Annotated in this window: 19 protein-coding genes and 1 riboswitch; of the genes, 5 read left to right on the plus strand and 14 right to left on the minus strand. The window is 69.5% G+C overall.

Annotated elements, in window-relative coordinates:
• Positions 1-24: 24 nt before the first annotated feature.
• A complete protein-coding gene (locus ACG01O_RS20945; protein WP_394387398.1) occupies positions 25-1,047 on the minus strand; it encodes a zinc-binding alcohol dehydrogenase family protein in 1,023 nt (340 codons plus the stop codon).
• Positions 1,048-1,137: 90 nt separating this feature from the next.
• Here ACG01O_RS20945 and ACG01O_RS20950 point away from each other — a divergent pair, with 90 nt between their 5' ends.
• A complete protein-coding gene (locus ACG01O_RS20950; protein WP_394387399.1) occupies positions 1,138-2,061 on the plus strand; it encodes a LysR family transcriptional regulator in 924 nt (307 codons plus the stop codon).
• 39 nt (positions 2,062-2,100) lie between these two features.
• On the opposite strand, the gene ACG01O_RS20955 is transcribed toward ACG01O_RS20950, so the two are convergent.
• From ACG01O_RS20955 to ACG01O_RS21000, 10 genes are all read right to left on the minus strand, one after another.
• Positions 2,101-3,648, minus strand: coding sequence for a bifunctional hydroxymethylpyrimidine kinase/phosphomethylpyrimidine kinase (locus ACG01O_RS20955; protein ID WP_394387400.1), 1,548 nt, complete (start codon positions 3,646-3,648; stop codon positions 2,101-2,103).
• Positions 3,649-3,659: 11 nt separating this feature from the next.
• The gene (locus ACG01O_RS20960; RefSeq protein ID WP_394387402.1) at positions 3,660-4,448 is read right to left on the minus strand and encodes a thiazole synthase; all 789 of its coding nucleotides are present in this window, start codon (positions 4,446-4,448) and stop codon (positions 3,660-3,662) included.
• Between the two features lie 2 nt (positions 4,449-4,450).
• Complete coding sequence (gene thiS, locus ACG01O_RS20965; RefSeq protein WP_394387404.1) at positions 4,451-4,654, minus strand: sulfur carrier protein ThiS; 204 nt, start codon at positions 4,652-4,654, stop codon at positions 4,451-4,453.
• On the minus strand, positions 4,636-5,661 hold the full coding sequence (locus ACG01O_RS20970; RefSeq protein ID WP_394387406.1) for an FAD-dependent oxidoreductase: 1,026 nt from the start codon (positions 5,659-5,661) through the stop codon (positions 4,636-4,638). Before ACG01O_RS20970 ends, thiS begins: the two co-directional genes overlap by 19 nt.
• A 5-nt stretch (positions 5,662-5,666) precedes the next feature.
• Complete coding sequence (thiC, locus tag ACG01O_RS20975; RefSeq protein ID WP_394387408.1) at positions 5,667-7,517, minus strand: phosphomethylpyrimidine synthase ThiC; 1,851 nt, start codon at positions 7,515-7,517, stop codon at positions 5,667-5,669.
• Positions 7,518-7,601: 84 nt separating this feature from the next.
• Positions 7,602-7,722: riboswitch (TPP riboswitch) on the minus strand.
• A gap of 94 nt (positions 7,723-7,816) precedes the next feature.
• Positions 7,817-8,326, minus strand: a complete 510-nt coding sequence (locus ACG01O_RS20980) for a PEP-CTERM sorting domain-containing protein (protein ID WP_394387409.1) — start codon at positions 8,324-8,326, stop codon at positions 7,817-7,819.
• Positions 8,327-8,587: 261 nt separating this feature from the next.
• Positions 8,588-11,827: an efflux RND transporter permease subunit gene (locus tag ACG01O_RS20985; protein ID WP_394387411.1), complete on the minus strand. Its 3,240-nt coding sequence runs from the start codon at positions 11,825-11,827 to the stop codon at positions 8,588-8,590.
• Positions 11,828-11,837: 10 nt separating this feature from the next.
• Complete coding sequence (locus ACG01O_RS20990; RefSeq protein WP_394387413.1) at positions 11,838-13,034, minus strand: efflux RND transporter periplasmic adaptor subunit; 1,197 nt, start codon at positions 13,032-13,034, stop codon at positions 11,838-11,840.
• A 460-nt stretch (positions 13,035-13,494) separates the two neighbouring features.
• Entirely contained in the window at positions 13,495-14,592 is a 1,098-nt protein-coding gene (gene aroC, locus ACG01O_RS20995; RefSeq protein WP_394387415.1) for a chorismate synthase, read from the minus strand.
• A 100-nt stretch (positions 14,593-14,692) separates the two neighbouring features.
• Complete coding sequence (locus tag ACG01O_RS21000; RefSeq protein ID WP_394387417.1) at positions 14,693-15,160, minus strand: CBS domain-containing protein; 468 nt, start codon at positions 15,158-15,160, stop codon at positions 14,693-14,695.
• A 73-nt stretch (positions 15,161-15,233) separates the two neighbouring features.
• Here ACG01O_RS21000 and ACG01O_RS21005 point away from each other — a divergent pair, with 73 nt between their 5' ends.
• Genes ACG01O_RS21005 through ACG01O_RS21015 form a run of 3 tightly spaced genes read left to right on the plus strand, consistent with a single transcriptional unit; the run spans position 15,234 to position 17,688 of the window.
• Positions 15,234-16,538 (plus strand): O-acetylhomoserine aminocarboxypropyltransferase, encoded by a 1,305-nt coding sequence (locus tag ACG01O_RS21005; RefSeq protein WP_394387420.1) that lies wholly within the window; start codon positions 15,234-15,236, stop codon positions 16,536-16,538.
• The gene (locus ACG01O_RS21010; RefSeq protein WP_394387422.1) at positions 16,535-17,323 is read left to right on the plus strand and encodes an alpha/beta fold hydrolase; all 789 of its coding nucleotides are present in this window, start codon (positions 16,535-16,537) and stop codon (positions 17,321-17,323) included. The genes ACG01O_RS21005 and ACG01O_RS21010 overlap by 4 nt, the downstream gene beginning before the upstream one ends.
• A 56-nt stretch (positions 17,324-17,379) precedes the next feature.
• Positions 17,380-17,688, plus strand: a complete 309-nt coding sequence (locus ACG01O_RS21015) for an Mpo1-like protein (RefSeq protein WP_394387424.1) — start codon at positions 17,380-17,382, stop codon at positions 17,686-17,688.
• A gap of 54 nt (positions 17,689-17,742) precedes the next feature.
• Here ACG01O_RS21015 and ACG01O_RS21020 read toward each other — a convergent pair whose 3' ends face one another.
• The 3 genes from ACG01O_RS21020 to kbl all read right to left on the minus strand — a co-directional run bounded on the left by ACG01O_RS21020 (position 17,743) and on the right by kbl (position 20,782).
• A complete protein-coding gene (locus ACG01O_RS21020) occupies positions 17,743-18,564 on the minus strand; it encodes a MipA/OmpV family protein (RefSeq protein WP_394387426.1) in 822 nt (273 codons plus the stop codon).
• 71 nt (positions 18,565-18,635) lie between these two features.
• Complete coding sequence (locus ACG01O_RS21025; RefSeq protein ID WP_394387428.1) at positions 18,636-19,589, minus strand: NAD-dependent epimerase/dehydratase family protein; 954 nt, start codon at positions 19,587-19,589, stop codon at positions 18,636-18,638.
• Positions 19,586-20,782, minus strand: coding sequence for a glycine C-acetyltransferase (gene kbl / locus ACG01O_RS21030; RefSeq protein ID WP_394387430.1), 1,197 nt, complete (start codon positions 20,780-20,782; stop codon positions 19,586-19,588). Before kbl ends, ACG01O_RS21025 begins: the two co-directional genes overlap by 4 nt.
• A 99-nt stretch (positions 20,783-20,881) precedes the next feature.
• Between kbl and ACG01O_RS21035 the strand changes: the two genes are divergently transcribed.
• Positions 20,882-21,442 (plus strand): helix-turn-helix domain-containing protein, encoded by a 561-nt coding sequence (locus ACG01O_RS21035; RefSeq protein WP_394387432.1) that lies wholly within the window; start codon positions 20,882-20,884, stop codon positions 21,440-21,442.
• Positions 21,443-21,447 lie beyond the last annotated feature (5 nt).

Here is a 21,447-nt window from a genome sequence, read left to right on the forward strand (position 1 = left end):
GAAGCCCCGGCCGCCTCAACCGATTCAGCCGCCCCAGCCGCCCGTCACCACCAGCTTGCCGCGCATCTGCCCCGATTCCAGTCGGGCATGGGCCGCGCGCAGTTGCGCAGCGTTGATCGGGCTCAGCACCTCGGTCACGGTGCTGCGCAATTGGCCGGCATCCACCAAGTCAGCCACGCGGGCCAGCAGGCGGCCTTGCTCGGCCAGGTCGGGCGTGCCGTACAGCGAGCGGGTGAACATCAGCTCCCAGTGCAGCGAGATGGACTTGCGCTTCAGGGCCATCACGTCCAGCGGCGCGGTGGGGTCGTCAATCAGCGCGATGCGGCCCTGCGGCGCGGTCACCTCCACCAGCTGTGCCCAGTGCTGGTCGGTGTGCGTGAGGCTGGCCACGTGGTGCACCTCGGGCACGCCGGCCGCGGCGAGTTGGGCGCGCAGGGGCTGGTGGTGGTCCACCACGGCATGGGCGCCCAGTTCCCGCACCCAGGCTTGCGTGTCGGGCCGGCTGGCCGTGGCCACAATGCGCAGCTGCGTCAGCTGCCGCGCCAGTTGCACCAGCAGCGACCCCACGCCTCCGGCGGCGCCCACCACCAGCAACGTCTGCCCCGCGCCGCCGCCCTCGGGCACGCCGAGGCGGTCGAACAGCAACTCCCACGCGGTGATGGCCGTCAGCGGCAAGGCGGCGGCCTGGGCATCGGTGGCGTCGCGCGGGGCCCGTGCGGCGATGCGGTGATCCACGCAGTGCAGCTCGGCATTGCTGCCCCGGCGGTCGATGGCGCCGGCGTAGTACACCCGGTCGCCCACGGCGAAGCCGGTCACGGCGGGGCCGATGGATTCGACAACGCCCACGGCGTCCCAGCCCAGCACCTCGGGCTGGCCGGGTTGCGGTGCGCGGTTGCGGCGCACCTTGGTGTCCACCGGGTTCACCGACACCGCCTGCACCCGCACCCGCAGGTCGTGCGGGCGCAGCGGGGGTTCGGGCAGGGTCAGGTCCAACAAGGCCTCGGGGTGCGAGGCCGGCAGGGATTGCAGGTAGCCAACAGCGTGCATGGTTCCGTCCAGATGCGAAAGGGCGCTCATGGTGGCCGCCCGCATTGCCATCAAAAAGCCTATGCTGAGCAATTCAGTTTCACGCTTTACATGAAGATGGACCGCCTGGCCCCGCTGCAACTTTTTTTGGCTGTGGCCGATGCCGGCAGTTTTTCCGCCGCCGCGCGGCGGCTGGACCTGGGCGCCGTGCAGGCCAGTGCCACCATCGCTCGGCTGGAGCGCGAGCTGGGCGTGCGCCTGTTCGAGCGCAGCACACGGCGCCTGCGGCTGACCGAGGCCGGCGAACACTGGCTGCCGCATGCGCGCGCCCTGGTGGCCGCATGGGACGCCGGCCAGGCCGCCCTGCGCGACGCCGCCGGCGGCGACCGCCCGCTGGCCGGCCGGCTGCGGCTGAGCCTGCCCAGCGACCTGGGCCGCCAGCACCTGTGGCACTGGCTGGAAGCCGCGGCCGACCGCGAGGGCGAACCCGACCTGCAACTGGAAGTGCGCCTCAGCGACCGCCTGGCCGACCTGGTGCAAGACCCGGTGGACCACGCCGTGCGCTACGGCACCCCGCCCGACTCCACCCTCATCGCCCTGCCCCTGGCGCCGGCCAACCGGCGCGTGCTGTGCGCCAGCCCGGCCTACGTGGCCCGCTGCGGCGCACCGCAACACCCGAACGAGCTGGCCCACCACGCCTGCCTGCGCTTTGTGCTGGGCGAGAGCGTGCACGGCCGCTGGCGGTTTGACAGCCCCACGGGCGACACCGTGGCCGTGGAGGTGCGCGGCCCCCGCGTGGCCGACGACGGCGGCCTGGTGCGCGAATGGGCCCTGGCCGGCCTGGGCGTGGCCTACAAGAGCCGGCTGGATGTGGCCAGCGACCTGGCCGCCGGCCGCCTGGTGCCCCTGCTGCCCGACTGGCTGGGCGAGCCCGCGCCCCTGCACTGGATGGCCGTGGGCCGCCACCGGCTGAGCCCGGCGCTGCACCGCGTCATCGCGCACCTGCGCAGCCGCTGCGACGAATTGCTGCGCTGACCGCCGCACCGGCCAGCGGCGCCTCGCCATCCGCCCGGGTCAACCCGCCAGCGTGGGCCGCGGCCAGCCGGGCTCAGGGGTCAGCGGCATGCCGGCCCCGCTGCGCCACGCCGCCTGCCAGTCGGCCACCGGGGTGCTCAGCAAGCCCCGCACCACGCAGCCCGCCGCCGCACCCGTGGCGGCCACCTGCACCAACTGTTCTGGCGCGAGCACGCCGCCAATGCCCACCACCGGCATGGGCGCCATGGCCGCCCACCACGCCAGGTTGCCCAGCCCCTGCGGGTGCCAGGGCATGTCCTTGGTGAGCGTGGGCCAAACCGGCCCGCAGGCCACGTAGTCGGGCGCCCAGGCCACGGCGCGCGCCAGTTCCCACAGGCTGTGCGAGCTCAAGCCCAGCCGCAGGCCCTGCGCCCGGGCCTGGGCCAGATCGGCCCGGTCGGCCGCGTCCAGGGCCAGCAAATCCTCCTGGCCCAGGTGCACGAAGTCCACGCCCAGCGCGAGCGCCGCGCGCCAGTGGTCGTTCAAGATCAAGGTGCGCCCCAAGCGCCGGGCCGCGTCGCGCGCTGGCTGCACCTCCGCCGCCAGCCGGGTGCGCCAGGCTGCGCCGGGTTCCTGCGCGCCTCGCTTCATGCGCAGCTGCACGGTGCGCAGGCCAGCCTCGAACAACGCGGCGGCGTGCGCGCCCCGGTCGGTGATGCCGTACACGCCCTCGACGGCCGGAGGCGCAGCTGGGGCGTGCGCCCGACCCGGCCAAGAACTCGGCGCGTGCGAAAACAAGCCCGGCAACAACGCCGGGTCGGTGATGAAGGCGCCACGGGGCCGCACCGGCCCCGCACCGGCACCCGGCGGCGTGCCGAACGACGCGTCCGGCTGCAAGCCCGAGGCGGTCAGCATCTTGGCCAGCACGACGGCGTCGGCGGGCACAAAGCCGCGCGCCAGGCCCGCCGCCAGGGCGGTGGCGAAACAGCAGCCCGTGCCGTGGTGGTGCTGCGCGCTGCGCCGGGGCAAGCCCAGCCAGCCCTGGGCGTGGGGGCTGTGCAACCAGTCCAGCGCCAGCGGGCCGGGCTCGTCGCCGCCGGTGATGCACACCGTCTCCACCCCCAACGCCACCGCCTGCTGCGGTGCGCTGCCCTCGCCCACCAGCCGCGTGGCCTCCCGGCGGTTGGGCGTGACGGCCGTGGCGCGGGGCAGCAACTCCTCGCGGTAGGCGCGCAGCAGTTCCTCGGTGGCAAACGAGGCGCCCGTGGTGGCCCCCAGCACCGGGTCCACCACCAGGGCCACCGGGCCGCGCTCGCGCAAGCGGTCCACCCACCGGGTGACGACGCGCAACTGCGCCACGCCGCCCAGCAGCCCGGTCTTGACGGCCACGGGCGGCAGGTCGTCGGCCAGCGCAGCCAGTTGCGCGTCCAGCTGCTCGGGCGGCACCGGCCACACGGCTTGCACCGCCACGCTGTTCTGTGCGGTCAGTGCGGCCGCCACGGGGCACAGGTGCACGCCGGCCGCATCGGCTGCGCGCTGGTCGGCACTCAAGCCCGCGCCGCCGCCGGTGTCCAGCCCGGCCACGCTCCACACGATGGGGGGCTTCATGCGAGGCGGCGTCATGCGATCAGGAACGGCCGACCGCCCACCGGTGTGCTGGCCACGGCCATGGCCTGCGGCGCCATGACGCCCGCCTCATACCCCAGCCGCCCCGCCTCGATCGCCCGCGCGAACGCGGCCGCCATGCGCACCGGGTCGCCCGCCTGCGCCACGGCCGAGTTCAGCAGCACTGCGTCCAGCCCCAGCTCCATCGCCTGGGCCGCGTGCGAGGGCGCGCCAATGCCAGCGTCCACGATCAGCGGCACGCCGGGCAGGCGCTCGCGCAACGTGCGCAGCGCAAACGGGTTCAGCAGCCCCTGACCCGAGCCGATGGGCGCGCCCCAGGGCATCAGCACCTCGCAGCCCACATCCAGCAGGCGGCGGCAGGTGACGAGGTCGTCGGTGCAGTACGGAAACACCTGGAAGCCGTCCTTCACCAGCGCCTCGGCAGCGGTGACCAGCTCCCACGGGTCGGGTTGCAGCGTGTACTCATCGCCCACCACCTCCAGCTTGATCCAGGCGGTGTCGTACAGCTCACGCGCCATGTGGGCCAGGGTGATGGCCTCTTGCGCGGTGCGGCAACCGGCGGTGTTGGGCAGCAGGTGGCCGCCTTGCACCTGCAGCACCGCGCGGATGGTGGCTACAAAGCCGTTGTCGCCCGCCGCGGCCAGCGTGCGCTTGAGGCCCACGGTCAGCACCTGGGCGCCACTGGCCTGCAGGGCCTGACCCAACACCGCAGGCGACGGGTAGCCGGCGGTGCCGAGCAAAAAGCGGCTGCGCAGTGCGCGGCCATACAAGGTGAAGGACATGGTCATCCGCCCGTGATGGGTTGAATCAAGGTCAGCGCGTCGCCCGGCTCGATCAGCGTCGAGTCGCGCAGGGCTCGGGGCACGAAACGGCCGTTCAGGGCCGTGGCCACGTCGTTCGGCGCACGGCCCTGCTCGGCCAGCAGCGCGGCCACGGTCAGGCCAGCGCGCCACGGCTGGGGGTGGTGGTTCAGGGTGAACTCAGGCATGAGAGGGCTTTCTCGGCCAGCGCCGGGGCCAGCAGCCAGCCGTGGCGGTACAGGCCATTGATGCGCAGCAGGCCGGGCTCGTGATGCAGCACGGGGCGGTGATCCGGCAAGGCCGGGCGCAGCTGGGTGTCCAGGTGCACGATGCGTGCCTCGGCCAGGCCAGGCAGCACGCTGTGGGCCGCGGCCATCAGCTCCACGGCACTGCGCAGGCTGACGGGCGAGCGGTCTTCGCTTTCCACCTCCGAGGCGCCCACCACGATGAGGTCGCCCGGCCGCGGCACGAGGTACACGCGGTGGCGCGGGTGCATCAAGCGCACCGGCCGCTGCAGCACCACGCCGGGCGCGTGCAGCCACACCACCTCGCCGCGCACACCGCGCAGGCGCGGCAGGTCGGGCTGCGCACCCAGGCCCCGGGTGTCGATGGCGAGGTCGGCGTCCAGCACGTGGCCGTCGTCCAGTTCAAGCCGGTTCGGCTGCACGCGGGCCACACGGCGGCCCCAGCGCCAGTCCACCCCTGAGGCGTCTTCCGCCAACGCAGCGAGCATGTCGCGGGGCAGCACCTGGCCTTCGCCCGGCAGTTGCCAGGCTTTGAGGTCGGGCGCGAGATGAGGCTCCAGCGCACGCAAGGCCGCACGGTCCAGCGCCTGGGGCGCGGGCCCGTCATCGGGCTGCACGCGCGCCAGCACCCGCTGCGCCGCGCCCAGGTCGCTGCCATGCGCCAGCAGCAGGCTGCCCGAGGTGCGCACCAGCTCCGGCCGGCCCAGCGCCTGCGCGATCTGCGGCCACAGCGTGAGCGAACGCCAGCCCAGTTCGGCAATGTCGGGCTCGGCGTGCTCGCGCTCGGCCAGCGGGCTCAGCATGCCGGCGGCCGTGAAGCCCGCCGCCGCAGGGTCGCGCGGGCCGCTGGCCGCGTCCACCACGCGCACGCGGTGGCCCGCCCGGGCCAGCTGCCAAGCCAGCAGCCGGCCCATGACGCCGGCGCCGGCCATCGCAATGTCCAGCGGCATGGCGCTCAAGCCGGGTGGATGGGGACGTAGAACTCGCCGCCGCCCGCCTTGAACTCGGCCGACTTGGCCGCCATGCCTTGCTCGGCGTAGTCGCGCACGTCTTGGGTGATCTTCATCGAGCAGAACTTCGGCCCGCACATGGAGCAGAAATGCGCCTCCTTGGACGAATCCTTGGGCAGGGTTTCGTCGTGATAGCTGCGGGCGGTGTCCGGGTCCAGGCCGAGCGCGAACTGGTCGTTCCAGCGGAACTCGAAGCGGGCCTTGCTCATGGCGTCGTCGCGCGCACGGGCGCCGGGGTGGCCCTTGGCGATGTCGGCCGCGTGGGCGGCAATCTTGTAGGCGATGAGCCCTTGCTTCACGTCGTCGCGGTCGGGCAGGCCCAGGTGTTCCTTGGGCGTCACGTAGCAGAGCATGGCCGTGCCCATCCAGCCGATCATGGCCGCGCCAATGGCGCTGGCGATGTGGTCGTAGCCCGGTGCGATGTCAATCGTCAGCGGGCCCAGCGTGTAGAACGGCGCCTCGTGGCAGTGCTTGAGCTGCTCGGCCATGTTGGCCTGGATGAGGTGCAGCGGCACGTGGCCCGGGCCTTCGATCATGGTCTGCACGTCGTGCTTCCAGGCCACCTTCGTCAGCTCGCCCAGTGTGCGCAGTTCGGCGAACTGGGCCTCGTCGTTGGCATCAGCCGCGCTGCCCGGTCGCAGGCCATCGCCCAGCGAAAAGGTCACGTCGTAGGCCTTCATGATTTCGCAGATCTCTTCGAAGTGCGTGTAAAGGAAGTTCTCTTGGTGATGCGTGATGCACCACTTGGCCAGGATGGAGCCGCCGCGCGACACGATGCCCGTGCGGCGCCTCGTGGTCATGGGCACGAACGGCAGGCGCAGCCCGGCGTGGATGGTGAAGTAGTCCACCCCCTGCTCGGCCTGCTCGATCAGCGTGTCGCGGAAGATGGCCCAGGTCAGGTCTTCGGCGATGCCCCCGACCTTCTCGAGTGCTTGGTAGATGGGCACGGTGCCGATGGGCACGGGCGAGTTGCGCACGATCCAGTCGCGCGTGGTGTGGATGTTGCGGCCGGTGGAGAGGTCCATCACGGTGTCGGCCCCCCAGCGGATGCTCCACACCAGCTTCTCGACCTCCTCCTCGATGCTGGAGGTGACGGCCGAGTTGCCGATGTTGGCGTTGACCTTGACAAGGAAGTTGCGGCCGATGATGGTCGGCTCCAGTTCGGTATGGTTGATGTTGGCCGGGATGACGGCGCGGCCCCGGGCGATCTCGTCGCGCACGAACTCGGGCGTGATGACGTCCGGAATCGCCGCCCCCAGCGCATCGCCCTTCAAGCGCTGCTCGCGTTCGGCGTCGGACAGGTAGGCCTGCATCCACTCGCGCTTGCCGTTCTCGCGCAGCGCCACGAACTCCATCTCGGGCGTGACGATGCCGCGCCGGGCGTAGTGCAGCTGGCTCACGTTGGCGCCGGCCTTGGCCCGGCGCGGCTGGCGTTGCAGGGCTGCGGCCTCGGCGCGCAGCGCGGCGATGCGCTCGTTGTCTTCATGCTTGCCGCCATCGTCCAGCGCCACGCGGGGGCGGCCGGCGTAGGCCTCGGTGTCGCCCCGGTCGGCCACCCAGGTGGCGCGCACAGCGGGCAGGCCCTGGCGGACATCCAGCGTGGCGGCGGGGTCGGTGTAGGGACCGGAGGTGTCGTGCACGATCACCGTCTCGCCGTTGGTCAGCGCGATCTCGCGCATGGGCACGCGCAGGTCGGGCCGGCTGCCGGTGATGAAGGTTTTGCGGGAGGCGGGAAACGGCTCCCGCGTGAGCGACAGGCGGTCGGCGAACGAGAGGATGGGGTCGGGGGCATTCACAGCAGCGGTCTCCTGGAGCAAAGGGTTGCGTTTGCTCCGTGGCCGCCTGTGGATGCAGGGCGCGGGTGGCCCCACGCCTGCACGCCTCATGGCATGCGCTCTCCTTACGCCGGTACTAGCCGGTTCAAGTTCACGGGTTCGGTCGGTGACCGTCTCAGCGTCTGGGCTTGGCTTTCGCCACGCCCGAGCACCCCGGAGCGGGCGCGATTCTGCAGGCATTCGCCCGCGCTCGCCAAGCCCGGGCAACAAAAAAGGCCCCGAAGGGCCTTGTCAGTGAACTGCGCTGCGCGCTCGCGGTCTCAGGCGCGGCGGCGAGCCAGACCCAAGCCCAGCAGCGCCAGGCCCACCAGCGCCACGCTGGCCGGCTCCGGCACGGCGTTGGGGTCACGCACGGTGAAGGCCAGCGGGCCGCTGGCGAAGTTGCAGCCGTAGTTCTGCAGGTTGGAGTTCAGGCATTGCCCGGTGGTTTCCACGGTGCCAGAACCGGCCACATCGGCGGTGAAGTCGAGCAGGAACAACGACGGGTCGGTGTCCCAGCTGGCGTTCACGAAGTTGCCCAGCACGAAGTTCTGCAGCGTCAGTTGCGGGGAGCCATCTTGCGTCAGCAGCCCGCCGCCCGAACCGCCACCGTCCACTTCGCCCGGCGTGGTGAAGCCTTGCAGCACCACTTCCACCTGAAACGCCTGACCCAGCACCAGGTTGTTCAGGTCCACGCCACCCACGCCGCGCATCAGCAAGGAAGGCGCGGCGCTGGCAACCAGCGCCGTGGCGGCAAGGGCGAGGCCAACGAGGGTGTTTTTGAACTGCATGTCCGTCTCCGGTGATTTATGACGCAGGGTATGCAATTCCCAGGCCAAGCGCCACCTTCCCTATGAAACATCTGGTTTCCGATGGCGTGGTGTAAAGCCAACCGACACCAAACTAGGGATACCCGCTGCCCAGCCGCTTGTTGCAGTGCAACAGACACCACAAAGAAAAATGGCCGACCCGGTTGGGTCGGCCAAAGCGCAGGAGCGCGCTCGAGGGAGATTCAGAGGCGGCTGGACGCCGCGGCATGGGTGGCTGTGAGCTCAGTCCTTGTCTGCCGGCATGGCGCCGGGCATGCCGTGCACGGGCAGCACGCTGCCGGCGGCATCCGCAGCCGGCGCGGTGGCCTTTTTGTCACGCACGAGGTAGCTGTACAGCACCGGCACTACCACCAGCGTCAGCAACGTGGAGGTGATGACGCCGCCGATGATGGCCCGGCCCATGGGGGCCTGGATTTCGCCGCCGTCGTTCAGCGCAATGGCCATCGGCAGCATGCCGAACACCATGGCGGCGGTCGTCATGATGATGGGTCGCATCCGGATGAGACCCGCCTCACGCAGCGCCTCCGCCACCGTGGCGCCGGCCTTGCGGGCGTGGTTGGCAAAGTCCACCAACAGGATCGCGTTCTTGGTCACCAAGCCCATCAGCATCACCAGGCCAATCATCGAGAACACGTTCAGCGTGGAGCGCCACAGCAGCAGGGCCAGCATCACGCCAATCAGCGCGAGCGGCAGCGAGGCCATGATGGCAATGGGCTGCACGAAGCTGCCGAACTGGCTGGCCAGCACGATGTAGATGAAGATCACCGCCAGGCCCATGGCTGCCAGCAGGCCGTTGAAGGCCTCGGCCTGCTGCTTGCCGGCGCCGTCCACCTTGAAGCTGATGCCCGGGGGCAGCTGCGTGGCCTTGATGAGCTTTTGCACATCGGCGTTCACATCACCGCCCGGGCGGCCTTGCACGCCGGCAAACACGGCCTCGCGGCGCTGCAGGTTTTCGCGGCGAATCACCTCGGGGTTGAACACCGGCTGGATGGTGGCCACCTGGTCCAGCGCGATCGGGCTGCCGTCCTTCGAGAACGCCACTGGCAACTGCGCCATTTGCTCGATGTGCTCGCGCTGCTCACGCGGCAGGCGCAGCAGCACCTCCACCTGGTTGCCGTCCGGCGTGGTCCAGTAGGTGGCCACCTCGCCGTTGACGTAGGCGCGCAGCGACGCGGCAATTTGCGGCGCAGTCAGGCCCAGCTCACGAATGGCGGAGTCCTTCAAGCGCACGGCGTAGGCCGGCACGCCGGGCTTCACGGTCGTGTCCACGTCCACCGCACCCGGGATCTTCTTGATCTTCTCCACCAAGTCGTTCGCGCTCTGCGTCAGCAGTTCGGAGTCCGCACCCAGCAGCGTGATCCAGATCGGACGGTTGAAGCCCACGCTGACCTCCACGCCCGGAATGCGCGAGATGTCGCCACGGATCGCGTCTTCAATTTCCTTTTGCGTGCGGCGGCGCTCGCTGCGCTCCACCAGCGAGATGTTCAGCGACGCCTGGTTGCGGCCGGTGGCCATGCCTTCGCCGGTGCTGCCCACCACGGTGGACACGGTCTTGATCTCGGGGTAGCCCTTCAAGATTTCTTCAATCTGCGCCACCTTGGCGCTGCCGCGCTCCACGCTGGACGCCACCGGCATGCGCAGGTTGATCTGCGTGAAGCCGTTGTCGGTTTCCGGCACGAACTCGCTGCCCACCAGCGGCGCCAGCATCAGCGCCACCACGAAGCTCGCGAACGCACCCCACATCACCAGGCCGCGCGGCGTGAGCGTGGCGAAGCGCCACACCCGGCGGGCGCTCTTGTCACGCTGACCGTTGGCCAGGAAGGGGCGACCGTAGGCCGGCACCGGCGGCACGAACACGCGGTAGCGGCGGCCCGAGAACGCCCAGTCGATCAGGCGCTCGTAGCCGTTGTGCAGGCGGTCCATCGTCCAGTCGGTGGCACGAATGGCGTGGCCCAGCACCGGCCACTGGCGCACGCGCGGGTTCACCGGGTCGTGCCACACCGACGACAGCATCGGGTCCAGCGTGAAGCTCACGAACAAGCTCACCAGCACCGCCACCGCCACCGTGATGCCGAAGGGGTAGAAAAACCGGCCAATGATGCCGCCCATGAAGGCCACCGGCACGAACACCGCGCAAATGGCGAAGGTGGTGGCCATCACGGCCAGGCCAATCTCGTTGGTGCCATCGGCCGCCGCCTGGTGGTGGCTTTTGCCCATGCCCACGTGACGCACGATGTTCTCGCGCACCACGATGGCGTCGTCAATCAACAGGCCGATGCACAGCGACAGCGCCATCATCGTCATGAAGTTCAGCGTGAAGCCGAACGCCTGCACCGCAATGAAGCTGGAGATGACCGCAATCGGCAGCGTCAGGCCGGTGATGATGGTCGAGCGCCAGCTGTGCAGGAACATGAACACGATGGCCACGGTCAGCAGCGCGCCTTCAATCAGCGTGTGCTTCAGCCCGGTGAGCGAGCCCTTCACGAAGTCGGAGTTGGCGTAAATCAGGCGCAGCTCCACGTCCTTGGGCAGCGTCTTGCGCAGCTCTTCCATCGCCTCCTTCACGGCCTCGCCGGTTTGCACGATGTTGGCGTCTTGCTGCTTGAAGACGTTGAAGCTCACGGCTGGCTGGCCGTTGATGCGGGCGATGCTGTCGCGCTCACGCTCGCGCTCCACCAGCGTGCCCAGGTCGTTCAGCGTCAGTGCCAGGTTGCCGCGGCGGGCCACCACCATCTGGCCGAAGGCCTTGGGGTCTTTCACGCGGCCTTCCACCCGCAAGATGGCGTCGGCGTTGGTGTCGCTCAACAGGCCCACGGGCTGGTCGGTGTTGGCATCGGCCAGCGCCTTGGCGATTTCGGCCGGCGTCACGCCGTAGGCGCGCAGGCGCAGCGGGTCGAGGTCGATGCGCACTTCACGCGTCGTCATGCCGCCCACATCCACCTTGGCCACGCCTTCCACGCGGCCCAGCCGCTTGGAGACGATCAGGTCCGCCATCATCGACAGCTCACGCGAGCCGCGCGTGGGGCTCAGCAGCGCCAGCACCACGATGGGCTGCGCGTTGTCGCCCTGAAAGCGCGACACCGTGGGCGGCTTCGCATCCCGCGGAAAGGCCGACTGCGCCAGCGCCACGCGGTCACGCAGGTCTTGCATGGCGCGGCTCATGTCGGTGTTCAGCGTGAACTCCACGCTCGCCTGCACGCGGCCCTCAAAACTGCGCGACTGGATGCGGTCCACGCCGGCAATGGTGTTGATCGCCTCTTCCAGCGGCTTGGCAATTTCACGCTCCACCGCCTCGGGGCTGGCGCCGGGGTAGCGCACGTCGATCCAGGCGCCGGGCAGCGAGATGTCGGGCATCTGCTCCACACCCAGCTTGGCGTACGAAAACAGGCCCAGCACGCACAGGGCCACCATCACCATGGTCGCGAAGACCGGGTTCTGGATGGAAACGCGGGTCATCCACATGGCCGGCTCCTTACTGCTGCGCCGGCGCCGAAGCGGCCGCCACCTTCACGGCGGCCGCAGACCCGGCTGACGACGCAGCCGGCGCGCTCTTCGCCGCCACGAGGTTGGCCTTGTCGCCTTCGCGCAGGTTGTCAAAGCGCGCGGCCAGCACTTGCGAGTCGGCCTTCAGCCCGCTCAACACCTCCACGCGGCCCTCGCGCGCATCGCTGCGGCCGGTGGTGACGATGCGGCGCGCCAGCGCCCCGTTCTCAATCATCCACACCTGCTCTTGGCCCGAATTGCGACTGATGGCCGCCAGCGGCACCGTCAGCCGCGGCGTGTCGTCGCCCAACACCACCTTGGCCACGGCGTACTGCCCGGCGCGGAAGGTCTCCTTCGCATTGGGCAGCACCAGCGTCACGCCAATCGAGCGCGTGCCGGGCTCGGCCGCCGGGGCGATGCGGTCAATGCGCGCCTCCACCGGCGTGTCGGTGCCCTCCACCTTCACCTGCACCTTCATGCCCGGCTGCAGGCGCGCCACCTCGTGCGTGCCCACCAGGCCGGCGAGCTCCAGCTTGGAGAGGTCGACGATGGTCAAGATTTGCTGCTCCGCCGCCAGCTTCTCGCCCGGCAGCGCATGCCGCTTGGACACGATGCCGTTGATCGGCGCCACCAGCGCCGCCTGGCGCAGGGTCACCTGCATGGTTTCCAGCTGCGCCTTGGCGGCCTGCCAGTTGGCGCGGGCGGCCTCATACGCGGCGCGCGAGGTTTCCAGCGCGGTGGGCGCGATGAAGTTGTTGTCTGCCAGGCCCACGTTGGCCTTGTGCGTGCGCTCGGTCTGTTCCATCTGGGCGCGCATGGCTTCCATGCTGGCGCTGCGCTCGGCCACGCGGTGGCGCAGTTCTTCCAGGTCCACCTGGCCCAGCGGTTGGCCGGCGTGCACACGGCTGCCCTCGCCCACCGCCAGGTTCAGCAGCGTGCCGTTGCTCTTGGCCCGCACCACCACCGTGCCCGGCGCCACCAGCGGGCCGCTGAACTCCACCACCGCCGGCATGGCCGCCAACGTGGGCTTCACCACCTCGCCGGCCACAAACTCCAGCGCCGGCTTGGCCGCTTCTTCACCCGGCTTCTTGGGGGCCTCGCCCTTGCTCGCCATCACGGCGAAGCCTGCACCACCCACCAACAGCACCACCGCCGCGATGCCACCCACCTTGAACGACTTGCGCATGACTCCCCCAAACACTTTCTGAAACAGACATTTGCAGTCTAGAAATCGCGCCTCCACAGCGCAGCGCGCTTGTGACGAAACGCGGTTTGCGGGGGCTGAGCTGCACCGGTTGACGGTCAGGCCGCCGCGTGGGGCGACGAAATGCAACGGGCATGGATCAAGCGCCGCAGGGCGCGCATTTCAACGGCCATGACCAATGGCATGGTGCGGGCGGGTTTGGGCATCCGCCGGCTAGAAAGTGGCTCAAGCCGGCAAGATCAGATACTGCGTTGATGCGCCAACCACCCGTTTCTGAGACCGCGCTGCCGCAACAGCGGCTTGGGCCTGCTCGACGGGGCTAACAACATGCTGCAGGGTCGCCCACGGTGGGTTTGGCCTACCGGCAAGGCCAGTTGATCGCTCGCGCGAGCGGGCGCTGCAGACGCCGGGCACCAAGCCCGCCTGAGCCAGCCTGCGCCGCTCAGCGCTGCCCGCGAATGGCTCCGATGGGCAGCACCACGTCGCCGCACTGCGCGCGGTGGCGCAGCGCGTGGTCCATCAGCACCAGGGCCAGCATGGCCTCGGCGATGGGAGTGGCGCGAATGCCCACGCAGGGGTCGTGGCGGCCGAAGGTTTCCACGACTGACGGGTTGCCCGCGCGGTCGATGCTGGCCTTGGGGCTGCGAATGGAGCTGGTGGGCTTGATGGCGATTTCGGCCACGATGTCTTGCCCGGTGGAGATGCCGCCCAGCACGCCGCCGGCGTTGTTGCTGGCAAAGCCCTCCGGCGTGAGTTCGTCGCCATGCTCGGTGCCCTTCTGGGCCACCGAGTCAAAGCCGGCGCCAATTTCCACGCCCTTGACGGCGTTGATGCCCATCAGGGCATAGGCGATGTCGGCGTCGAGCTTGTCGAACAGCGGCGCGCCCAGGCCCACAGGCACGTTCGTGGCTTCCACGCGGATGCGGGCGCCAACCGAGTCGCCAGCCTTGCGCAGCGCGTCCATGTAGGCTTCCAGCGCCTCGATCTGGCTGGTGTTGGCGGCGAAGAAGGGGTTCTCGCCCACGTGCTGCCAGCCTTCGAAGCCGATTTCCACTTCGCCCAGCTGCGTCATGCAGCCGCGGAACTCGGTGCCGTAGGTCTGCTTCAGCCATTTGCGGGCCACGGCGCCGGCGCCCACCATGGGGGCGGTGAGGCGGGCGGACGAGCGGCCGCCGCCGCGCGGGTCGCGCAGGCCGTATTTGCGCCAGTAGGTGTAGTCGGCGTGGCCGGGGCGGAACGTGTCGAGGATGTTGCCGTAGTCTTTGCTGCGCTGGTCGGTGTTCTCGATCAACAGGCAGATGGGCGTACCGGTGGTGAGGCCCTCGTACACGCCCGACAGGATCTTGACCGCGTCGGGCTCGTTGCGCTGCGTGACGTGGCGGCTGGTGCCGGGGCGGCGGCGGTCCAGCTCGGGCTGGATGTCGGCCTCACTCAGCGCCAGCCCGGGCGGGCAGCCGTCGATGACGCAGCCGATGGCCGGCCCGTGGCTTTCGCCGAAGTTGGTGACGCGGAAGAGTTCGCCGAAGGTGCTGCCTGACATAGCCTGCAAGTTTAGGCGGGCCAGAAACACCAAAGCGGCCGCAAAGGCCGCCTTGTCGGGTTGCGAACCGCGGGGTGCGGTGCGCGGGTTGCGCCGGCCGTCAGAGCTTGGGCTCGGCCTCGGCGGCGTTTTCTTCCACCGGCCAGTCGCGGATGTAGGCCTTGAGCATGCGGTTCTCGAAGTCTTGGCTGTCCACCACGGCCTTGGCGACGTCGTAGAACGAGATGACCCCCATCAGCGTTCGGCCGTTCATGACGGGCATGTAGCGGGCGTGGCGGCCCAGCATCATGCGGCGCACTTCGTCGATCTCGGTCTCGGGGGTGCAGGTCAGCGGGTGGTCGTCCATCACGGTGCGAACGACCGTGGTGCCCACGGCGCCACCGTTCTTGACCACGGCTTGGATGACTTCGCGGAAGGTGAGCATGCCGACGAGGTCGCCGTGCTCCATCACCACCAGGGAACCGATGTCGCGCTCGGCCATGACGTCCAGCGCGTCTTTGAGCGCTTGATCGGGCGCGACGGTGAACAGGGTGCCGCCTTTGACACGCAGGATATCGACGACTTTCATGGGGGCCTCCGAGGGAAAAACGCCCGGGCAACATAGCACACAATGCCCGCGACTCCACCCCATAGAAAACACCATGCCAGGTTTCGACACCCTCGCCCTGCATGCCGGCGCCGCGCCCGACCCGGGCACCGGCGCACGGGCAACCCCGCTGCATCTGAGCACCTCGTTCGTTTTTGAGAACGCGGAACACGCGGCCTCGCTGTTCAACATGGAGCGCTCGGGCCATGTGTACAGCCGGCTGTCCAACCCCACCACCGCGGTGTTCGAGGAACGCATGGCGGCGCTGGACGGCGGCATTGGCGCCATTGCCACCGCCAGCGGCCAGGCCGCGCTGCACCTGGCCATTGCCACGCTGATGGGCGCCGGCAGCCACATCGTGGCCAGCACGGCGCTGTACGGCGGCAGCCACAACCTGCTGCACTACACCTTGCGGCGCTTTGGCATTGACACCACCTTCGTCAACCCGCGCGACCTGGACGCCTGGCGCGCCGCCATCCGGCCCGAAACGCGGCTGCTGTTCGGCGAAAGCCTGGGCAACCCGGGCCTGGATGTGCTGGACATTCCCGGAGTCAGCGCGCTGGCGCATGACGCTGGCCTGCCCCTGCTGGTGGATGCCACCTTCACCACGCCCTACCTGCAGCGCCCGGCGAAACTGGGCGCGGATCTGGTCTACCACTCGGCCACCAAGTTCCTGTGCGGCCACGGCACGGCCGTGGGCGGCGTGCTGGTGGATGCCGGCTCGTTCGACTGGGACGCCGCCCACGCCGCCTCGGGCCGATTCGCCACCCTGGCCGAGCCGTATGACGGCTTCCACGGCATGGTGTTCACCGAGGAAAGCACGGTGGGCGCCTTCCTGCTGCGCGCCCGCCGCGAAGGTCTGCGCGACTTTGGCGCCTGCATGAGCCCGCACACCGCCTGGCTGATGCTGCAGGGCCTGGAAACCCTGCCACTGCGCATGGCGCGCCACGTGGCCAACGCACAAGCCGTGGCCGAGTTCCTGGCTGCGCAGCCCTTGGTGGAGCGCGTGAACTACCCGGGCCTGACCTCGCACCCCGACCACGCACTCGCCCAACGCCTGCTGCCACGCGGCGCGGGCGCGGTGTTCTCGTTCGACCTGAAAGCCGGCCGCGAACAGGGCCGCGCGTTCATCGAGTCGCTCAAGCTGTTCTCGCACCTGGCGAACGTGGGCGATGCGAAATCGCTGGTGATTCACCCGGCCAGCACCACGCACTTCCGCATGGACGACGCCGCGCTGCGCCAGGCCGGCATCGGGCCGGGCACGATCCGGCTGTCCGTTGGCCTGGAAGACCCCGCCGATTTGATCGACGACCTGAAGCGCGCGCTCAAAGTGGCAGCCAAGGCCGGAGGTGCCGCATGAAGCTGCAAGTCGATGGCCACGAGGCCTATGCCTACACCGGCGGCAAGCCGTTCAACCCTGCCCTGCCCTGCGTGGTGTTCATTCACGGCGCGCTGAACGACCACAGCGTGTGGACGCTGCTGGCCCGCTGGTGCGCGCACCACGGCTACAGCGTGCTGGCGGTGGACCTGCCCGGCCACGGCCGGAGCGCCGGCCGGCCGCTGACGTCGGTGGAAGACATCGGCGCCTGGCTGCACCGGCTGATGGACGCCGCCGGCCTGGCCGAGGCGGCGCTGGTGGGGCACAGCATGGGCTCGCTCATCGCACTGGAAGCCGCCAGCCGCGCCCGCACGCTGGTGATGGTGGGCACGGCCTACCCGATGAAGGTGTCGGAAGCGCTGCTGACCACCGCGCGCGACAACCCCGAGGCCGCGATGGCGATGGTGAACGCGTTCTCGCACTCGGTGGCCAGCGCCAAGCCGGGCTACCCCGGGCCGGGCGCCTGGTTGCGCGGCGGCGGCCTGGCGCTGATGCGCCGGCTGCAAGCGCGGCAAACCGAGGTGAATCTGTTCGAGAACGACTTCCAGGTGTGTGACCGTTACACCGGCGGCGAGGCCGCGGCAGCCCGCGTGCGCGGCCCGGTGCACTTCATCCTGGGCGCACAAGACCAGATGACCGCCCCCAAGCAAAACGCCGTGCTGGGTGCGCTGCTGAAGCCACGCATCCACACCGTGCCGGCCGGCCACGCGCTGATGGCTGAAGCGCCAGACGCCGTGCTGGCCGCGTTGCGCGCCGCACTGGGCTGACCCCGCTGCGGGCAAGCCCGGTTGCGAGGTGGGCACGGCGCGCGTGCAATCGGCGCATGAGCCCCGCCCGCTTCCACGGCTTTGCCGAGTTCTATCCGTTCTACCTGCAGGAGCACAGCAACCGCACCTGCCGCCAGCTGCACTTTGTGGGCAGCACGCTGGTGCTGCTGTGCCTGTGGCAGCTGTGGGCCACGGGCAACGCGCTGTGGGTGCTGTACGCGCTGCTCAGTGGCTACGGTTTTGCGTGGGTGGGGCACTTCTTCTTTGAGAAGAACCGGCCGGCCACGTTCAAGCACCCGATCTACAGCTTCATGGGCGACTGGGTGATGTACGCCGACATCTGGCGCGGCCGCGTGAAGCTGTAAACCCGCCGAGCCGCTCGGCGCGGCCCACTCGGCGAACTCGGGGCGCCGGGCGCCCTAGTTGCGCCAGGCCACGCCCAGGTTGGCGTACTGGCCGTCGCGTTGCTGCACGAGCGGGCTGTCAGCCGCCGGGCCGAGCAAACGGCTGGCGCCCGCCCCGCCGAACATGAACCAATGCTTGGAAAGCGGCCGCGTGAAGCTCACGCCGGCATGCAAGTCGCGCAGCCCGGCGCCAGGCTCGTACGCAGGCTTGCCACTGGCCGCCACGGCCGACTCCGGCACGCCAAAGTAGCTGCGCAGGTTTTGCGCATTGCCGGCCGACACGCCCGCGCCCGCGGCCCATTCCACCGTGGGGCTGCGGTAGAAGCGCCAGCCCACATCGGCGCCGGCCGTCAGGCCACCGCCGCGGCCCAACAGGTCTTGGGAGAGGTTGCCGCTCAGCGTCCAGTCGGGCGCCAGGTTCAGGCTGGCCGAGAGGCGCGCCCGCAGCGTGCGCTTCACATCGGGCAGGCCCTGCGTGGTGGTGGCGTCGCCGCTGCTGCGGCCGCTGTCCATGCGCAAGGCCAGGCCCACGCGCAGCCGGGTGTTGTCCACCAACAGGGTGCTGGCACCCGCGCCAACACCTTCGCGCCCAAAGCCCAGCAAGGCACTGCCGCCCGAGGTGCTGATGCGCCAGCGCCCCCACTGCACGGCCCACAAAGGCTTGAGCTGGGTCTTGCGAGACGCCGCCCCGTCGTACTCCGGCCGGCTGGCCAGCGAAGCGCCCAACAGGTAGCGGGCGGACTGGGTCTCCGGCTCTTGCTCGGCTTGCTGTGCGCGAGCCGGCAGGGCCGCTGCGCAGGCCAGGCACATCAGAATCTGTGGAACACGCGGTGTCATGCCACGCAGCCTAGCAGCGACGGCTGACCGCGAGCCGTCCGCCCCACGCGACGGGGGCTTTCACCGACGGTTCAGGACGTCAGCTGGCGCTGAAGGTTAGCGAGCATGTCGTCCACCATCGCATCCAGGTCGTACTGGAGCTTCCAGCCCCAGTCGGCTTGGGCCGCGGTGTCGTCGATGCGCTGGGGCCAGCTGGCCGCGATGGACTGGCGGAAGTCCGGCACGCAGTCCATCGTGAACGCGGGCAGGCGGCGGCGGATGCTGGCGGCGATGTCGTCCGGCGTGAAGCTCACGCCCGCCAGGTTGTAGCTGCCACGCTGCTTCACGGCGTCGGCGGGCGCGTTCATCAGCTCGATGGTCGCGCGCAGCGCATCGGGCATGTACATCATGGGCAGCGCCTGACCGGCTTCCAGGAAGCAGGTGTACCGGCCGTCCTTGAGGGCGGCATGGAAGATCTCCACGGCGTAGTCGGTGGTGCCGCCGCCCGGGGGCGTTTTCCAGCTGATGAGCCCGGGGTAGCGCAGGCTGCGCACGTCGACGCCGTGCTTGGCGTGGTACCACTCGCACCAGCGCTCACCGGCGAGCTTGGAGATGCCGTACACGGTGGTGGGGTCCATCACCGTGGTTTGCGGGGTGTCCACGGCCGGCGTGTTCGGCCCGAAGGCGGCAATGCTGCTGGGCCAGAAGATCTTGTCCAGCTTCTCGTGCCGGGCGAGTTCCAGCACGTTGAGCAGGCCCTTCATATTCAGGTCCCACGCCCACATCGGGTGCTTCTCGCCGTTGGCCGAGAGTGCGGCGGCGAGGTGGTAGATCTGCGTGATCTTGTGGCGCTTGACGATGGTGGCCAGCGCACCGGCGTCGGTCACGTCCAGCGCTTCGTGCGCCAGCGTGGGCACGCGGCCCTTGGGGGCCAGGTCGCTGGTGATGACCGCCTCGTTGCCATGCAGCTTGGCCAGTTCGACAGCCAGCTCGGTGCCGATCTGCCCGTTGGCGCCAATGATGAGGATGCGGACGGGCTTGCTCATTTCACCAACCCCAGTTCACGGCCGGCTTGCGTGAAGGCGGCCACAGCCTTTTCCAGGTGCTCGCGCTCGTGCACCGCCGAGATCTGCACGCGGATGCGCGCCTGGCCTTTGGGCACCACAGGGAAGAAGAAGCCCACGGCGTAGATGCCCAGCTCCAGGATGCGCGCGGAGAGCTTTTGCGCCATCACCGCGTCGTACACCATGATGGGCACGATGGGGTGGGTGCCCGGCTTGATCTCGAAGCCGGCCGCCTGGATGGCCTGGCGGAAGTAGGCCGTGTTGGCTTCCAGCTTGTCGCGCAGCGCGGTGGAGCCTTCCAGCAGGTCCAGCACCGCCAGCGACGCTCCAGCAATGCTGGGTGCCAGCGTGTTGCTGAACAGATAGGGACGCGAGCGCTGGCGCAGCAGCTCCACCACTTCCTTGCGTGCGGCCGTGAAGCCGCCCGAGGCGCCACCCAGGGCCTTGCCGAAGGTGCCGGTGATGATGTCGATCTTGCCGAACACGCCGCAGTGCTCAGGCGTGCCGCGGCCGGTTTTGCCCATGAAGCCGCTGGCGTGGCATTCGTCCACGCCCAGCAGCGCGTCGTAGCGGTCGCACAGCGTGCGAATCTTGTCGAGCTGGGCGATGGTGCCGTCCATGGAGAACACGCCGTCGGTGAACACCAGCGTGAAGCGGGCGCCCTTCTCCTTGGCTTCCTTCAGGCAGCGCTCGAGGTCGTCGAGGTTGTTGTGCTCGTAGCGGTAGCGCTGGGCCTTGCACAGGCGGATGCCGTCAATGATGGAAGCGTGGTTCAGCGCGTCGCTGATGATGGCGTCCTGCTCGCCCAGCAACGGCTCGAAGAGGCCGCCGTTGGCATCGAACGCGGCCGCGTACAGGATGGCGTCTTCACAGCCCACGAAACGGGCGATGCGCTGCTCCAGCGTCTTGTGCAGGTCTTGCGTGCCGCAGATGAAGCGCACCGACGACAGACCGAAGCCGTGCGTGCGCAGGGCCTCGTGCGCCGCCTCGATCACCTGCGGGTGCGACGACAGACCCAGGTAGTTGTTGGCGCACAGGTTGATGACCTCGCGGCCATCGGTGGTGTGCACCACGGCGCCTTGCGGCGTGGTGATGATGCGCTCGGCCTTGAACAGCCCGGCGGCACGGATGCCTTCGAGTTCGGCTTGCAGGTGTTGGTAGAACGCTTGGCTCATGGCGCCGCTCCTGGTGCACAATTCGGTAAATTGAACGCGTTCGATATATCGAACTTGCGTGCAGTATCTGAAAAACGTTTACCGCCGTCAAGCATGAACATGGACACCGAACCGCCCCGCGTCGGCGCGGCCTTGCAGACACTGCGCGCCAGCCGGGGCTTGTCGCTCGACGACCTTTCCAAGCGTGCGGGCGTCAGCAAGTCGATGTTGTCGCAGATCGAGCGCAACCAGGCCAACCCCACCGTCGCCGTGGTCTGGCGGCTGGCCAACGCGCTGGGCGTGGACATGGGCGAGTTGCTGGGCGGCGAGCGTGCCGCGGCACCCGCCATCGAGACTGTGCCCGCGCACGCGACGCCCGGGCTGACCAGCCCGGACGGCCTGTGCAAGCTGCGCATCCTGGGCCCCATCGAGCTGGCCGGGCAGTTCGAGTGGTACGAGCTCACGGTTCAACCCGGCGGCGTGCTGGACAGCCAGGCCCACGAGCCGGGCTCGCGCGAGCACCTGAGCGTGCTGACCGGCAGCCTGGAGGTGTCAGCCCAGGGCGTGACGAGCAAGCTCAAGGCGGGTGAGACCGCCCGTTATGCGGTGGACGGCCCGCACGCGATTCGCAACGCCACCAAGTCGGCCGCGACCGCGCTGCTGGTGGTGCTGCACTCCTGACGGGT

Origin of the sequence: Pelomonas baiyunensis (assembly GCF_043555935.1) — a bacterium.
GTDB classification, from domain to species: Bacteria; Pseudomonadota; Gammaproteobacteria; order Burkholderiales; family Burkholderiaceae_C; genus Pelomonas; species Pelomonas baiyunensis.

Bases quoted from the DNA above. Each gene is read 5' to 3' on its own strand.
- ACG01O_RS20980 (WP_394387409.1), bottom strand. From the start codon at position 8,326: ATGCAGTTCAAAAACACCCTCGTTGGCCTCGCCCTTGCCGCCACGGCG.
- ACG01O_RS21025 (WP_394387428.1), bottom strand. From the start codon at position 19,589: ATGAGCAAGCCCGTCCGCATCCTCATCATTGGCGCCAACGGGCAGATC.
- thiS (WP_394387404.1), bottom strand. From the start codon at position 4,654: ATGCCTGAGTTCACCCTGAACCACCACCCCCAGCCGTGGCGCGCTGGC.
- ACG01O_RS21010 (WP_394387422.1), top strand. From the start codon at position 16,535: ATGAAGCTGCAAGTCGATGGCCACGAGGCCTATGCCTACACCGGCGGC.
- ACG01O_RS20950 (WP_394387399.1), top strand. From the start codon at position 1,138: ATGAAGATGGACCGCCTGGCCCCGCTGCAACTTTTTTTGGCTGTGGCC.
- kbl (WP_394387430.1), bottom strand. From the start codon at position 20,782: ATGAGCCAAGCGTTCTACCAACACCTGCAAGCCGAACTCGAAGGCATC.
- ACG01O_RS20970 (WP_394387406.1), bottom strand. From the start codon at position 5,661: ATGCCGCTGGACATTGCGATGGCCGGCGCCGGCGTCATGGGCCGGCTG.
- ACG01O_RS21035 (WP_394387432.1), top strand. From the start codon at position 20,882: ATGGACACCGAACCGCCCCGCGTCGGCGCGGCCTTGCAGACACTGCGC.
- ACG01O_RS21020 (WP_394387426.1), bottom strand. From the start codon at position 18,564: ATGACACCGCGTGTTCCACAGATTCTGATGTGCCTGGCCTGCGCAGCG.
- aroC (WP_394387415.1), bottom strand. From the start codon at position 14,592: ATGTCAGGCAGCACCTTCGGCGAACTCTTCCGCGTCACCAACTTCGGC.
- ACG01O_RS21005 (WP_394387420.1), top strand. From the start codon at position 15,234: ATGCCAGGTTTCGACACCCTCGCCCTGCATGCCGGCGCCGCGCCCGAC.
- ACG01O_RS21000 (WP_394387417.1), bottom strand. From the start codon at position 15,160: ATGAAAGTCGTCGATATCCTGCGTGTCAAAGGCGGCACCCTGTTCACC.
- ACG01O_RS20960 (WP_394387402.1), bottom strand. From the start codon at position 4,448: ATGTCCTTCACCTTGTATGGCCGCGCACTGCGCAGCCGCTTTTTGCTC.
- ACG01O_RS20955 (WP_394387400.1), bottom strand. From the start codon at position 3,648: ATGAAGCCCCCCATCGTGTGGAGCGTGGCCGGGCTGGACACCGGCGGC.
- ACG01O_RS20985 (WP_394387411.1), bottom strand. From the start codon at position 11,827: ATGTGGATGACCCGCGTTTCCATCCAGAACCCGGTCTTCGCGACCATG.
- ACG01O_RS20990 (WP_394387413.1), bottom strand. From the start codon at position 13,034: ATGCGCAAGTCGTTCAAGGTGGGTGGCATCGCGGCGGTGGTGCTGTTG.
- ACG01O_RS21015 (WP_394387424.1), top strand. From the start codon at position 17,380: ATGAGCCCCGCCCGCTTCCACGGCTTTGCCGAGTTCTATCCGTTCTAC.
- ACG01O_RS20945 (WP_394387398.1), bottom strand. From the start codon at position 1,047: ATGCACGCTGTTGGCTACCTGCAATCCCTGCCGGCCTCGCACCCCGAG.